This window comes from Nocardia sp. NPDC058640 (assembly GCF_042716995.1).
GTDB lineage: Bacteria > Actinomycetota > Actinomycetes > Mycobacteriales > Mycobacteriaceae > Nocardia.
In genome coordinates this window covers 217,564-232,621 of sequence record NZ_JBHXRG010000002.1, presented here as the reverse complement: position 1 = coordinate 232,621, position 15,058 = coordinate 217,564, and the positions used below count along the sequence as shown (strand labels likewise).

The window sequence follows — 15,058 nt, the reverse complement described above, 5'->3', positions numbered from 1 at the left end:
CGACCATGAGGGGGACAAAGTAGTGAGTGAACCGCTGCGCTCGACCGAGGACGCCATCGAGCACATCACGAAAACTGTTGGACTGTATCCCCATTACGATATCGACGAATTCGAGTACGGCTGGCTCGTAACACCCTGCCCGAGCCCGGCGGAAGAAGCCGCGGGCAACTGGGACCTGGGCTACAGCCAGCGGATTGTAGACGCGCGGACCGGCATGATCACAGAGTTCGGTAGCAGCGCCTCGTCGACTGAGGCCATCGGTCAGTACCGTGCCTGGGTCGCCGAGGGAACTCCGATGGCCGCCACCCAGATCTACCCATATCGCACCGAGATCCGCGTACACCGACTCGACGAAACGCCGATGGCGATCGAATACTTCACCCAAGTCCGCGACGTGGAGACCGGCCGGGCCCAACCCGCGTTCATTGTGAGGGTCGACAAGCAGACCAGGCGTTGCGAACCCACCAGTCCTGAGTCGACGAGGGTATGCAGTTGGGCGATAGCCTCTTTCGTGGCCGAGCAGGCATGGCCGACCAGCGGTACAGTCCGATACTAGATCATGCACGAGAATTAGTTCTTCTGGTCACAAGTGACCGCAAGCAGGAAATGGTAGGAGAAGGCTCATGAGTAGTTCCGAAGTTACGCCGCCAGGCTGGGATCCCGAGGAGTTCGCTCGGATTCGCGCCGAATCCGAAGCTGAGCAGGCCGCACTATCGCCCGAGGATCGGGAGAAGTTCGACAAATTGGGATGGGAGCATCTCGACAGCCTTGCAGGTTCCGACCAGTATGCGCCGGACAGCCTTCAAGAAAAGATGCGGGACGCACCGGGATTCGATGCGGACTTGAATCCCTTTCCACTCACCAGAGAACCAGGGGAGAGTTCATAACCCTCCCCTGGAAATCATGCCTCAATCCTCCGGTGGCAGATCGATGATCTGAACCATCTTTTGTCCAGCACGCGACCACAGCACGCCACGCCCCGGAGGCAAGGTCATCGGCCGGACATCGCCGACAAGTTTGCCCTCATCTTTGGAACCACTCATGACCAGTGTGGACACAGAGAGATTCTTCAGCGACCCGAGCAATCCGGCGTAAAGGGCCCGGGAGACACCGCCCATCTGACGAGTGATGACAAGGTGCAGACCGATGTCGCGGGCTTGTGGCAATAATTCGAGCAGCGGAGCCAGCGGGTCAGTGAATCCGCCCGTGGTGACCATGTCGTAATCGTCGACGACGATATAGATTTCAGGTCCGCTCCACCAGTTACGTTCGCGCAGCTGCCGAGGGGTGATATCGGACCCAGGGATCCGCTTCGCGAGGAATTCGGCTACTTCCTTGAGCATCGGACCGCACGTTTGCGACGATGTCGAATATCCCGCAAGCTGGTCGCCTTCTATGGTGCCGAGCAGAGTGCGACGATAGTCGATGAGAATGACACGGGCAGTTTCCGAGGTCGAGTTGTCGGTAATTCCGCGAATGATAGTGCGGAGCAGAGTGGTCTTGCCACATTCCACGTCGGAGAAGGCCATAAAGTGCGGTTCGGCGCCGAAATCTAGGACAACTGGCTGCAAATCGGCTTCGTTGATACCGACAACGACCCTGGTCGGGCCCTGCACGATGCCCCGCGCACTGGCCTCTCGCAGTACTTGTTCACGCGGCAGACTTTCCGGCAGCATACGCACACCGGGTGCGCGCCGTTCGCCGTAGAGGGCGGCCATCTGCTCGCGAGAGGTAGCAACACCCTCCGAGAGGTTCTCCGGGTTGGTATCCGAGTCCATCCGAGGAAGGGCGATGAGCATGTGCAGCTGATCGGGGGTCAGACCGCGCCCCGGCCGGTTCACCGGCACATTGACCGCGACCCGTCGGCCCAACTCGGAATCGCCCGGATCGCCGAGGCGCAGTTCGATCCGGGTTCCGATCTGGTCCTTGATGTTCGCGCGTATCTCCCGCCACGCGTTTGCGCCCAGGATGAGGTGGATACCGCGAGAGAGCCCCTGCTGAGCAATCACCGCGATCGGTGCGACGAGGTCGTCATAGTCATCGCGGATAACCATCCAGTTGTCGATGACCAGGAACGCATCGCCGAACTGATCGGCCAGAATCGGATCGTCGGTTCGCCCCTGTGCCTGCGCGGCGACCTTACGCCGACGATAGTCAGCCATGGACTCGATACCGAGTTGCGCGAACTGTTCTTCCCGCTGGCGCAGCAGAGTGCTGAGTTCGGCGACAGTACGCCGCACGCGGTCTACGTCGGTACCTCTGGCGATCGAGCCGACATGCGGCAAGCCATTGAGACCGGCCATGCTACCGCCACCGAAATCGAGGCAGTAGAACTGCACCTGCTCGGGTGTGTGGGTAGCCGCAGCCGACATAATGATGGTGCGCAACGTGGTGGATTTACCGGACTGCGGGCCACCGACGACAGCCACATGGCCCTGTGCGCCAGAGAGATCGATCGTCATCACATCGCGTCGTTGCTCATACGGCTTATCGATGATGCCGATCGGCATCCACAGTTGTCCATGCCGATTGACCGGCGACTGCCATGCCGGATCGGGTAGCAACATGTCTACCGTAGGCGACTCGACCAGTGGCGGTAGCCAGACCTCGTGAGCGGGTCGGCCGTGACCGGTAAGCCGCTTAACCACCACCTGGAGCAGACTGTCGGGGACCCCTTCCTCACCGACAGGCGGAGGCGGGGGCAACAGATCGAGCGGATCTGCTCGTACCTCGGGTTCCGGTGCCGTCAGTACCTCCACGGGCGCGGCGGTGAACAGCCGTGGCGGCGTTTCGATGACTGCCCTGCCGTCTGCCTGCCGCGTGGCACGCGGCGCGACATAGGGCCCCGACACGTAGGACGCGTTGAACCGGAGCGGATCGGACGCATCGCTCTTCAAATATCCCGCACCCGGCACACCAGGCAGGTGATAAGCATCGGTAATGCCCAGCACAGCGCGTGATTCGTTGGCGGAGAAGGTGCGTAGACCGATCCGGTAGGACAGGTGAGTGTCGAGACCTCGCAGCTTGTTCTCCTCCAATCGCTGGGAAGCGAGGAGCAAATGCACAGCCAGCGAGCGGCCAAGTCGACCGATCATGACGAACAGGTCCGCGAAGTCCGGCTTCTGTGCGAGAAGTTCGGAGAACTCGTCGACCACGATGAACAGCGCGGGCAGCGGGTCGAGCGCTACACCTGCGGCGCGGGCCTCCTCATACGCGGTCACATTGACGAAATTGCCAGCTTCACGCAGGAGTTCCTGGCGGCGGTTGAGCTCGCCGGCCAAGGCGTCTCGCATACGGTCGACCAGCGATAGTTCTTCCTCGAGGTTCGTAATGACGGCGGAGACGTGTGGAAGTGGATCCAAACCGAGGAAGGTCGCGCCGCCTTTGAAGTCCACCAGCACCAAGTTCAACTGGTCAGGCGAGTGCGTGGTTACCATCGAAAGCACCAGGGTGCGCAAGAATTCCGACTTGCCTGAACCGGTCGCGCCGATACACAGGCCGTGTGGGCCCATACCGTGTTCGGCCGACTCCTTGATATCGATATCAACGGGCGATCCATCAGGTGTGACACCGATTGGCACTCGCAGTCGTTCACGTTTGACCCGCGGTCGCCATACCCTCGACGCTTCGATCTGCGCGGCATCGGGAATCTTCAGCAGCGCCATGAGACCCGGATCCGCCGTCGTGGAGGAACTGTCACCCAAACTGACAATCTGTGCTGCGGTGGCCAGTCGGTAGCGTCCCAGACCGCGGGCGAACGCCGCTGCCTCCGCGATGGATACCTGATCGGCAGTGGCGAATTTCTCGGCACCATTGGCGCTTTTGGCGAGAACTTCGCCCTCGGACGCGACCAATTGCAGACCACGTCGGGCGCCGAGACCGCTCGCTGAGGCAGCCAGGTCGATTACGGTGACAGAATCGAGTCCGGATTCGCTGACGAGGCGTTCGGAGCCATTGACGTACCCGTCGTCGATAACGACTACCAGATGTAGACGGTCCTTCGTCGGCGGTGCGTTGCGCATGAATCGCCCGCGCTCTAGCAGGTCGTCCGCGAGCGTCGTTTCCAATTCACCGAGTGACCCGTACATCATGCGGGCCATGCCCATCCCATCGACCTCTGTGCGATGTTGCAGGTGCGGCAGCCATTTCGCCCACGACCACTCCTCCGAGTCGGGATCGGCACAAATGATGGCGACTGCCACGTGGTCGGGCCCGTGGAATGCGCAGAGTTCCATGAGCATGCCACGCACCAACATGTGGGTGGATTCCGCTGAACCCTCGATATTGATGGCCGGAAACGCGCGCAATGAGATCGCGGTCGGCAGATGGTGTACCACTGAGTGGGATCGCACAAAACGGCGCAACGCTACGGTGGAGACGGGCTCTAGATCTTCGACCGGCCCAGTTTCTGGGCGCGCGAGTTTTGTAGCCAATCGGTGGGTGCCGATACCGACCCGGACGTGCCCGAAATCTGGATCGTTGGGCCGCCGCTCCCACATCCGCAGACTACCGATGATCGACGGCAGTTCATCCGGTGCTGGATGGCTCCACACCAAGGCTTCCAACTGTTTGGCGCCTGTGCGACGTACCTCGCGCCGAGTCTGGTCCAAATACCGGAAGTAGTCTTTGCGTTCCTCGTTGAGTTCGGCAGCACTCTTGCCGCTACCACCACGCTGCCCCATCATCATGCCAGCCATGGACATGACCATCATCATGGGAAACATCAACATCATGGGGTTCGACAGCATGGAACGGCCCATCCTGGCGAAAATGAAGAGCATCCCGATCAGGGCAACGATCATCACCACCGGCATGAGTTTGCTCAGTAGCGGAGCCGGCACCGCCCTCGGGATCTCCGGCGGTGCGTTGAGCGCCGTTTCGCCACCCGGTGCGCGCGGCGGCGCAATGCGGGTTCGGCGCACGAAACCTTCGGTAACCATAGGTTTTTCTCCGGTCGTTACGAATCGAAATCGGGCAACTCGTCATTGCGGTTGGCGCGGCGGAACGGAATCGAAATAGCGAGTCCGATGACAAGCGCGGCGAGACAAGTGATGGATCCGACGGTGGCGACTGCCCTCGGCAGTGAGTCGGGGCCCTTGGAGGAATGAGGTTCGGGGAAGGCGCGAGACTGATCGGCACCTTCGCTGATCGGCTGTTCCGGCAGTTGCGCGGTGAGGGCGGCGAGCGGGTCGATGAGACCAGCCCCGACGCGATCATCGCGTCCCTGACCAGGCGAATGCGCGGTGCGAGTGATTCGGTCCATGACTTCCTGTGCGGTCAAGGCCGGGAATCGGGACCGCACCAGCGCGGCGAGCCCCGCCACATAGGGCGCTGCGAAGCTGGTTCCCTCGATGGGTTGCCAGCCGTTCTTGCCCATGACCGCGTCGACCAACCCAGACTTGCCGGTCTTGCTGTCGAGCGAGACAATATCGCGCCCGATGGCCGCGACGCTAACCCATGGGCCGTTCAAGCTGTGTTCGGAGGGGTCCCCGTTAGGGTCCACCGAGGCCACCGACAGTACGTAAGGACTGAACCACGCCGGTGTAGCCACGGTTTTCACTTTGGCCCATCCGACGCCGTCGTTTTGATCCTCGCATCCGCCGCCGACATTGCCAGCAGCGACGACCACGACCACGTTGTGGTCATAGGCATAGCGCACTGCCGCACCCAGTTGCCGGTCGGAGGTCTCAGTTCCCGCAGCGACGCAGGCGATTTCGGAGATGTTGATCACCGTGGCACCCATGTCAACCGCGCGCACGACCGCGCCCGCGAGGGTGAGCAGATTGCCGTAACCAGATGAGTCGATCGCGCCCTCCTGCGCACCACTCCGATTATCTTTAGCCCGATACGCCAGGCTGAGCTGACGGATGCTGAGAATCTCGGCCGCCGGCGCGACGCCATGAAATGCGTCGTCGTTACTCTGCTGGGCGGCGATGATTCCCGCCACCATGGTGCCGTGCCCATCACAGTCTTCTGTGCCATCGGTGTTGGACACATAGTCGCCGCCACTCTGCAACGCGGACAGTCGCGGATGCCGGTTGACCCCGGTATCGATGACCGCAACCTTCTGGCCCTCGCCACGACTGAACTGCCAGGCAGCCGATAGATCGAGCACCTTCTGCGCGAAGGGCGCGTTGCGCACGTCCCCCTTCAGCGTTGGTTCTTGGCAGAGGGCGTGCATCTCGGTCTCCTGCAGGGGGGCCGGATTTCCGCTGATGGCTTGCGCTTCCCCCAAGGCACCGAGGTCGATAACCGGCGGATTGACACTCTGCACAGGCCGCGCCGCAGCGGATCCGATTGGACCCAGCAACGCGGCCCCGAGCACAGTCACCGCACAGAACGTTCGCGCCCCGGCTCCGAACAGCCAGCTCATAGACTGAAGTTCCGTGCCATCGAGTAGACCCCCAAAACCCACAGCACCAACGGCAAAATCGATACGATCAGGCCGTATTCGAAGAGTTCGTTGCGCCGACGAGTCACTGGCGTCACCTCGATATGTGGCCCGATCACGCCGAATCCGACGGCTCCAACCACGAAGGCGAGCAGCAGACCGGCCGAGAGCAGCAGCAGGTCATCATCGCCCAGAGCGACGAGTACCAGCAACGCCATGAAGGTGACGCAACCGCCGACAATCAAGACGGTAGCCTGCGCAAGATCGGCGAACGAGCGGCCGCGCAGACACAGAATGATGGAAACGACGACAGCCAACGCGATGCCCTGCCAGCGAACAGAGCCGGACAGGTCAGCAGCGGCGAGGACTCCGACAACCGCGCCGACGGTCGCGCCGAAAACTATCCCGGTCTGGAAGTGGTTAGCGGCACGCGCGCGCTGTCCGAGCCCATGCGCCGAGGGCAACACCGTGGCGCCGATCGCGCCGATACCTTCGATAGTCGGCCGCGGTTCATGATCGGCCGGGTCGATAGCGGCGCCGGCGGTAGGCACTGGAGGGACGGGCAGGCGTGCGAGTAACGCAGCGAGCCGCGGCACCGCGGTGAGCAGGACCAACGCGACAACCAGCACGCCAGCACCGAGTTTCGGCAAGTCGGTGTCCCAGATCAAACGCACAGCCGCTGCGGATCCCGCGAAGATCAACAGGGTGACGACGGCGGAAACAACCGCCGCTCCCGCGCCGACCAGTCGGTACCCCACGATCGCGACAAGCAACGCGGCCGAACCACCCAACAACGCGTGCGGAGGACCGATTTCGCCAGGAACAAGCAGCCCCGCACCCGCGAAAGTGAGCAAGAGCAGGCACACCATGAGAACTGTCGCGGTCAACTCGTCCGCGTATTTCCGCACCGCGATTACGGCGGCTACCAGTGCCGCCCCTGCGCCGCCGAGGAGCAGCGCGGGCGCGATAAAGGCGTCACCGTGCCCGCGCGCGATCCCGGCCAGTAGCAGCGCGAAGACCGTCGCGACCACGCCGACCATCAGTCCGGTCCAGCGCGCCGAGGTCGCCGACCAACTGCGGAAATCCTCAGCGGTGAGCCGTGATACGGCGTCGATGACATCGTCGAACAGCGCTGGTGACTCCTTGTCGGAGACCAAGCGCAACACCAGCAATTCACCGTCGTAGATCTCGGCATCGTTGAGCGTCTGAGCGGCTGGGATCATGTCACGGCCCAACCTGGCCAACGTCCAGTGCGCGACCTTGAACGGCTCCCCCCCGTCCTCCTCCCCTGCCGTAGCGGGATCACGTGATTCGATTAGCTTCACCAGGTCGCCGATGAACGCGGCAATCGGTACATTGGCCGGTAGGCCGACGTCGAGCTGGGTGTTCCCCCCGATGACGGACACGCGGCACAATTCGGGCTCAGCGGCGCGAACGCCACCAGTCGACTGTGCTGTCACTCCTGAACAACTCCTACTTCGTCCTACAGTTGCCCACAGGGGGCGATCAAACATAATGTATCCGACAGTCGGCGTCAGTGCGATAGCACTAGCTTGGTGGGGGTAACGATGAAAGCTTCTCTCGTTCAACGAATTCGGGGTCTGACCACATGATCGACACTCGCCAGGCGCAACGCGCGTTCGACGCCGGCATGCTATCGCTCGGCTTGAGCATCGACGGACAGGAGTCGACTCGCGATCTGGAGTACGCAAAACTAGCCTTCCAGCGTGCCACCGAATGGGATCCCGGTATGTGCGACGCGTGGCTCGGACGCGCTGTCGCGGGCGAGATCACCGAGGACGTCCTACACAATCTGCACAAGACCAGCACAACGACGCTGTACCGCGAACAGCGTCGTCTTGGTCTACCGCCGCGTACGCTGGCCGGACGTTTTCAACCCGGTCTCTACATCGACTATCCCCTGGCGAATTTCACCGAGATCTGGCTGGCCTACGCCGCCCAACTCATCTCGACCAAGGAGTACGACGAAGCCGAACGGGTGCTCGACGAACTCGAATCGCACCGCAAGGCTCGCACCGTCGATCCGGAGTTCGAGATCGACAATCGCGCCACCGCCTACGTGCGCGCGGTGATGCACTACAACACGCAGCGTTGGTCCGATGTCATGACCATCCTGGCGGCGTCCGCAGAATGGGACGATCCTTACATGGCGGCCGGCGCCCATGTGATGGTCGGCACCGCCTGCGCGCAACTGGGCCTGTTCGGCGAGGCGATTCAGCGGATGGAGAAGGCCGAGGCTGGCCCGATCCCGGCCGCCCGCACCGCCGCGATGTTCTGCCGCGGCCTCTGCCTGCGTGAGGCTGGCAAACCCGACCAGGCGCAGGCGCTGTTCGAGAAGGTGTACTCGCAGGTGCCCGACTTCGAGGCAAACGCAATTGCCATGCGGGACCGTACTTTTCGGATCACCGTCACCAACCGCGAAGCCATCGAAGCTCGCACAGACAAGTGGGCGATCCCTTCCGCCTCTGCGGTGTTGGCGAAGGAGCAGGCCGAACACGAGGATCGCGCCAAACAGATTCTGGCCGACGCGCGCGCCGAACTCGACAAGCAGATCGGCCTGGCGTCGGTCAAGAATCAAGTAGCAAAGCTGCAGTCCAGTGCTCAGCTAGCCAAAATCCGTGCGGAGAAGGGGCTTTCCAGTTCGGCTCGCGGTCAGCATTTGGCCTTCACCGGGCCGCCGGGCACCGGCAAGACCACCATTGCTCGCGTGGTCGCCAAGATCTACTGCGGTCTGGGCATCCTCAAGACCGACAAGGTCGTCGAGGCCAAACGCGTAGACTTCGTCGGTCAGGCCCTCGGCTCCACGGCTATCAAGTCCGAGGCGCTCATTGATACCGCGATGGATGGAGTGCTGTTCATCGACGAGGCCTACACGCTGATCCAGGTCGGGCTGTCCGGCGGGGACGCCTTCGGCCGGGAAGCGGTGGACACGCTCCTAGCCCGGATGGAGAATGACCGCGACCGCCTGGTGGTCATCATCGCCGGATACGACGGGGAGATCGACCGCTTCCTGGCCGCCAACGACGGCCTGTCCTCCCGCTTCGCCAAGCGTCTCCAGTTCCCGTCTTATAGCGCTGAGGAACTTGGCCAAATCGGCAAGGTCATCGGTGACAAACGAGATTCAGAGTTGTCCGAAGGCGCGCTCCAGCAACTCATCCAGGTCTGCCAGCGGCTTTACGACATGGAGAGCACCGACCAGAGCGGCCAACCACGTCGTGGCGTTGACCTCGCCGGTAACGGCCGCTTCATCCGCAACTTGATCGAAGCTGCTGAGGAGGAACGCGAATTCCGGCTCGCCAACGATGACTCCATTGATCTCAGTGCAGTCGACGAGTCGGTGCTGATGCGGATCGAGGCAGCTGACATGAAGGCGGCGCTGGAGACGATCCTCAGCTCGCTCGGTTTGTCATCCGCGACGTCCTGATCGAGCGCGACGAGTTGGGTACATCGCTAGACGTGGTCGAGGACAGAATTCGGCAGCGCACGGTCTATTTCGGGGGAATGCAGTGAACAGCTCTTTGAACAATCCGGCCGATGTCGTCGAACGAAGCGCTCCCGCGCGTCGGCCAGGCACAGGTACCCCCCCACCCCGGGAGTCTGGCCGCCCACCGGGCGGGCGTCACCAGCCGGTGCCATCGCGACCCGCTTCAGACCCGGCGCGGCCAGAACCCCTCGGCGACCGGCCAAGACATCGCCGGGTGAGCACGGAACCCGCCGAACTCCGCTCGAATGAACTGTGGCTATTGCGGAACCTGCCGCTGCGACTGGTTATCCCCGTCGCCCTACTTGCCGTGGCGACTTCCCTAGTCGTGATCGCCTTCGGCGCGCCCTGGTGGGCGGCGGTGAGTGCGGGCGCAGTGCCTGCTGTCATCGGCCTGACCCCCATCGGCGGCACCCCGATGGGCCTGCGCGTGGGTCGCTGGGTGGCCTACCGGTGGCGTCAGTTCCGCCACCGTCCCCAGGTTGATGATGAGGCCATCGTCGATCTTCCACTGCCCGAAGGCGGCAGCTACGGAGTGCGCTGGGACGGCACCCTGATCACCACCATGCTGCGCATCGACCCGCCGCCGGACACGCTGACACTGCTCCGGCGTGGCTCGCTGAGCACCGACCAGATGCTGCCACTCATCGACATCGCTAACTGCCTACGACAATACGATGTCGAACTGGATTCGGTGGATGTCATCAGCACCGGCACTCGAACAGCGGGCACCGACGCGGTGGCATCCGGTTACGCCGCCAGTGTGGCGCATCTCGGACATATGTACGACGAGATCCTCGGCCCACTACCTGCCATCGCACACCGGACGGTGTGGATATTGGTACGGCTGAATCCGCTGGCCAACGCCAAGGCTGTCCAGAACCGCGGTGGTGGCCCCGAAGGAGTACTTCGCTCGGCCATCACCGCTACCCGACGGGTAACCAACCGCCTAGCCGCCCAGGGAATTACAGCCTCAGTCCTCACCAGTTCCGAGATGACCGCTGCGCTCCGCGAGGTGACCCGCGGGGTACCGGCCGAGGAGTTCGAGGAATCCGCGAACTCGCTCTCGCATGGCAAGGTGCACCTCACCACCTATAAAATCGGTAACGACTTATTCAATTCCGACGGCCTCGCCAAGCTCTGGGCGGTCCACAGCCTGGCAACGACGGTGACGGTCCGACTACGCCCAGTCAGCGAGACCTATGCCCGTACCGGCGCCGAACGCGACAATATCGAGGTCGACGCCCGCGTGCGATACGACACCATCGGCGAGTGGGACGTCCCGCCGGTGGAAGGACTGCGGAAGCTGCCACGCCGCCAAATGTGGGCGCTCATGGATACTTTGGCGTTCGACCCCAACAACATCTACGAGGCGGGTTACCGCGGACCAGCGACGGCACTGTCCGATGTCGCTGTCCCCACTGCGGGGTGCGGCCAACTCATCGGTGCCAGCGCCTCCGGTAGTGGAGTAGCTGTACCGCTCATCGGCTCAGGCTCGCGGCGTATCGAAATTATCGCCAGTCTGCCGCTGGCCCAGCAGACAATTCTTCGCGCCATCGCGCTCGGCGCAGGCGCAGTCGTGTACACCTCGCGCCCGGCAGCTTGGCAACGCATGATCGCCAATGTGTCAGCGCCGCACGCCATTTCATTGGCATCATCGATCACCAACAGTGCTCGCCACCAGACCATGTCGGCGAATACACCCCACCCAGCCGCCATCATGATCGTGTTCGATGGTGTCCCCACGACCACTCCTCCTGGCTCCGCGACGGTGATCACGGTGCGCGACAGGATCTCCCACGACCATCAATTCGATGCTGACGTGACGATTGTGCAACACCCGAATGACCTACAGTCGGTGACCGTGTACACGCCCGCGACGCGGACGACGGTGCGACAAGTCACTACTCCCGCCGAACAGCAACTGATCGGAGCAGTACCGCTGCGTCGATGATGCCGCGCACCAACCTTCCGTTATGAGCATGGCACCAGCAAGTGTGAGTGGCATCCGGAACGGACCGACGGTCGTCACCGATCTGTGACAGACTTGACCGATTGCACAACGGCCGCAGAAGGCCGGCGCACGAACGATGATGGGGCCGAATTGACGTCGCGATGGAACTGCTCATGACCGACCTGAGCGGCCTCGAACGGCGCGTCGCCGCAGACCGGGCTGCCACCCGCAGCCAGACCCCCGACGACTACCTGCGCCTGGCCGGTTCGCTCACCGAGTTCGCCCAGGGCCTGCTCGCCACCCGCGACGATCCGTCGGGCCGCGACCGCACCGCCGAGGCTTTGGAGCCCGCGCAGGAAGCCGTGGCGATCCGGCTGCACTGGCTGGTCGAGGGGTATGTCTCCTACGAATACGCCGGTGCGCTGCAGGACGCGTTGAAGTTGTTCGAGCAGGCCACCCGGCTGGTCGGGCATCGACAGTTGGCGACCAACACCATTCGCAGCGCCTGTTCGGCGTATCGCCAGGTCGCGCAGGACTACCCGGATGTGTCGGCGATGTGCGCCGACGGGTTGTCCAAGTGCGGTGTCTGGCTGATGCGTCTGGATCACGACGCGGCGGTCGCGGCGACCGAGTCCGCGGTGCGGATCCGCGCGGCGATGTACGCGCGCGATCACGAGCAGCCCGGCAAGTACCTGGCCAGCCTGAGCACGTTGCTGCGCACGCTGATGGTCGGCCGTTCGCGCAAGCAGGCCATCGCGAGTTACCGCACGCTGTACGCGGAAGTGACCACGACCGCCAGTACCGCGAAGTTGCGGGAAACCCGCGTCGAGGAACTCGACCTGACGATCAAGACCACCCAGGCGTTGGTGAAGTTGGGCGGCCCGACCCTCGAGCGCGCGGGCCGACTGACCCAACAGCAGATCCTGTACCAGTCGGGCGGCGACCTGGCCACCATCGACGAGATCAACTGGCGCCTTGCCCTTGTCGGCCTGAAGCCCCTTGCCGCAGGGGCGATGCCGGAGCCCCCGTCGCGCCCGGTGGAAATCTCGGCGACCTACGGCGCGATCGCGGTCCGCTGCTCAGCACCGGACGCACTCGATCAGGTCCGCACCGCCATCGCCGCCGCCTACGCGGCCGACGGCGCCGAGCCGGTCGACGCGGGCCGTTTCGCCGGCGTGCACGACAAGCACTGGGGCGTCAAAGAACCCAAAACCAACCTCGACACCGAACTCGGCGCAGACGTCGTACTCGTCGAAAAGTCCTCGGGCAGCTGGATTTCGGTGAAAAGCCTCAACTGGGAAATCGGCGCCCTGGGCAAACACCCACTCGCCGTCGCCCTTTCAGCGAAGTGGCCGGTCCTCACAGTAGCCACCATCGAAAACATCTCCTACGAACTGTGCCTCTACGACAACGGCGTCGCCACCCAATACGCCGCCCTAGGCCGCCCCGCAGGCCAGGCCCCCCTCGAAACCCCCCTGGCCCCACTCGATTTCGCGACCCTGGCCGACTACGGCGCCGACTATGCCTCCGAAACCCAGGTCCGAGCAGCCTTCGGCAACGCCGAAATGTTCGCGAAAGTCACCGAACTCCCCGGCGCAGGCATCCGCCAAGCCGCCGAAACCGCCCCCCTCACCGACTACGGCACCAACATCCTGTTCTTCGGCAAGAACTGATCCACGCCCGGCAGGCTGCTGTCAGGTGATGTGTCGACGCAGGATGGGCACCAGCGACTCCAGCGCCACCTGATCCGAACCAGCCACGTAATTTCGCAGCGCGACAACGGCTTTCGGGTCGTCGACGACGATGACCTTCGCGGGCACAGTGGTGATCTTGTAATCGAGTCCGAGCAGTGACCCCGCTCCCGAGTCCGGGTCACTGCGGATCACCAGCAGGTAGTCGGCCGCATAGTTGTTGCCGAGCGCGTGGTACTTCGCCATAGTATCGAGAACCCGTGGTGACACCTCGTCCCCGACGCGGACGAATCCGCTGTAGTACGCGAAGCCGATCGACTCGAGCAGCGCCGACTGCGGCGTTCCCGTCAGGTACATCGCATGCGACAACTCCTGGCCCGAACCGCCGCTCACCGACTCGCGTGCGCTGACATCGACGATGCCGATCGTCTTGCCCGCGAACTGCGGATTGTCGGCTCGAACCTGTGCTGCGGTCATCGGACCCGTGGCCGCGGAAGACATGGTGCTCGCAGCCGCCGAGGCCGGTTCGCCGCCGCTGGGCCGAAGCACCAGCACACCTGCGCCGACAGCCAACGCACCGACAACCGCCGCGGCCAGCAGCACACGTACACGGGGTAGTCGGATGCGCTGCACACGAGCAGGACGCCCGGCCGACGGCACGGGAGTGGGCCGCACACCGCCCGTCAGAGCCTGATCTGCCGCCTCGCTCAATTCGCGACAGCTGTTGAACCGACCAGCGGGGTCCTTGGCCATCGCGATGGCGATCACGTCGTCGATGGCCTGAGGCAACCGTGGATTGACAGCGCTCGGCCGGGGTGGCGCCTCGTAGAGATGCCCGGCCATGACGGCAGCCGGCTGCATCGCCGGAAACGGGTTCGCCCCGGTCAACAGCTTGTACAGGGCACAGCCCAGACCATAGATGTCCGTGCGATGGTCGAGTTGACCGCCGAGCAACTGCTCTGGTGCCGCGTACGCGATCGTCGCCAGGATCGCACCCGCCGCAGTGATCTCACTGGTATCGGCCAGCGACTTCGCCACCCCGAAATCGGTGAGCAGCACACGCTCGTCGTCGTGTGCGGAGGACGAGAGCATGAAGTTGGCCGGCTTGACATCGCGGTGCAGAAGTCCACGACGGTGCGCGTGGTCGAGGGCTTTGCCGACCTCGCTGATGATCCGCAGCGCCCGCGGCGGTGTCATCGACCGCGGATCCCTGACCAGTTCTGCCGCGACGTCGGTGCCGTCGATGTACTGCATCGCGATCCAGAGATAACCGCCTGCTTCACCCCGGTCGTTGACGGCGACGATATTGGGGTGGTCGAGGCTGGACGCGAGGTCGGCCTCGCGCTGAAACCGCGCCCGGAATTCGACGTCTCGGGTCAGCTCCGGGTTGAGCACCTTGAGTGCGTTGTGCCGAGGCAGGCTCGGGTGCGCGGCAAGGTAGACCGAACCCATCCCACCCGTGCCGAGCACCCGCTCGATCCGATATCCGCCGATCACGGCGCCTGGTCGCAGAGTCATCG

Annotated in this window: 9 protein-coding genes; 5 read left to right on the top strand and 4 right to left on the bottom strand. The window is 63.4% G+C overall.

Features of this window, described 5'->3' with window-relative positions; translation table 11 throughout:
* The first annotated feature begins 22 nt into the window (after positions 1 to 22).
* Complete coding sequence (locus tag ACFWU5_RS05875; protein WP_379241429.1) at positions 23 to 556, top strand: hypothetical protein; 534 nt, start codon at positions 23 to 25, stop codon at positions 554 to 556.
* 67 nt (positions 557 to 623) lie between these two features.
* Complete coding sequence (locus tag ACFWU5_RS05870) at positions 624 to 887, top strand: hypothetical protein (RefSeq protein WP_379241428.1); 264 nt, start codon at positions 624 to 626, stop codon at positions 885 to 887.
* Between the two features lie 21 nt (positions 888 to 908).
* On the opposite strand, the gene eccCa is transcribed toward ACFWU5_RS05870, so the two are convergent.
* The 3 genes from eccCa to eccD are packed head-to-tail and all read right to left on the bottom strand — an operon-like array spanning position 909 to position 7,797.
* The gene (eccCa, locus tag ACFWU5_RS05865; RefSeq protein ID WP_379241427.1) at positions 909 to 4,940 is read right to left on the bottom strand and encodes a type VII secretion protein EccCa; all 4,032 of its coding nucleotides are present in this window, start codon (positions 4,938 to 4,940) and stop codon (positions 909 to 911) included.
* Positions 4,941 to 4,957: 17 nt separating this feature from the next.
* Positions 4,958 to 6,373: a type VII secretion-associated serine protease mycosin gene (mycP, locus tag ACFWU5_RS05860; protein WP_379241426.1), complete on the bottom strand. Its 1,416-nt coding sequence runs from the start codon at positions 6,371 to 6,373 to the stop codon at positions 4,958 to 4,960.
* On the bottom strand, positions 6,370 to 7,797 hold the full coding sequence (gene eccD, locus ACFWU5_RS05855; RefSeq protein WP_379241425.1) for a type VII secretion integral membrane protein EccD: 1,428 nt from the start codon (positions 7,795 to 7,797) through the stop codon (positions 6,370 to 6,372). Before eccD ends, mycP begins: the two co-directional genes overlap by 4 nt.
* A gap of 203 nt (positions 7,798 to 8,000) precedes the next feature.
* Here eccD and eccA point away from each other — a divergent pair, with 203 nt between their 5' ends.
* From eccA to ACFWU5_RS05840, 3 genes are all read left to right on the top strand, one after another.
* Positions 8,001 to 9,836, top strand: a complete 1,836-nt coding sequence (gene eccA, locus ACFWU5_RS05850; RefSeq protein WP_379241424.1) for a type VII secretion AAA-ATPase EccA — start codon at positions 8,001 to 8,003, stop codon at positions 9,834 to 9,836.
* A gap of 274 nt (positions 9,837 to 10,110) precedes the next feature.
* Positions 10,111 to 11,847 (top strand): type VII secretion protein EccE, encoded by a 1,737-nt coding sequence (gene eccE / locus ACFWU5_RS05845; RefSeq protein WP_379241423.1) that lies wholly within the window; start codon positions 10,111 to 10,113, stop codon positions 11,845 to 11,847.
* Between the two features lie 173 nt (positions 11,848 to 12,020).
* On the top strand, positions 12,021 to 13,520 hold the full coding sequence (locus ACFWU5_RS05840; protein WP_379241422.1) for a hypothetical protein: 1,500 nt from the start codon (positions 12,021 to 12,023) through the stop codon (positions 13,518 to 13,520).
* Between the two features lie 21 nt (positions 13,521 to 13,541).
* Here ACFWU5_RS05840 and ACFWU5_RS05835 read toward each other — a convergent pair whose 3' ends face one another.
* Positions 13,542 to 15,056 carry a serine/threonine-protein kinase gene (locus ACFWU5_RS05835; protein WP_379241421.1) on the bottom strand — a complete coding sequence of 505 codons (1,515 nt, stop codon included), beginning with the start codon at positions 15,054 to 15,056 and terminating at the stop codon, positions 13,542 to 13,544.
* Positions 15,057 to 15,058 lie beyond the last annotated feature (2 nt).

Excerpts from the sequence above, each read along its gene's own strand:
- ACFWU5_RS05870 (WP_379241428.1), top strand. The coding sequence starts at position 624 with ATGAGTAGTTCCGAAGTTACGCCGCCAGGCTGGGATCCCGAGGAGTTC.
- eccA (WP_379241424.1), top strand. The coding sequence starts at position 8,001 with ATGATCGACACTCGCCAGGCGCAACGCGCGTTCGACGCCGGCATGCTA.
- ACFWU5_RS05840 (WP_379241422.1), top strand. The coding sequence starts at position 12,021 with ATGACCGACCTGAGCGGCCTCGAACGGCGCGTCGCCGCAGACCGGGCT.
- ACFWU5_RS05835 (WP_379241421.1), bottom strand. The coding sequence starts at position 15,056 with ATGACTCTGCGACCAGGCGCCGTGATCGGCGGATATCGGATCGAGCGG.
- eccCa (WP_379241427.1), bottom strand. The coding sequence starts at position 4,940 with ATGGTTACCGAAGGTTTCGTGCGCCGAACCCGCATTGCGCCGCCGCGC.
- mycP (WP_379241426.1), bottom strand. The coding sequence starts at position 6,373 with ATGAGCTGGCTGTTCGGAGCCGGGGCGCGAACGTTCTGTGCGGTGACT.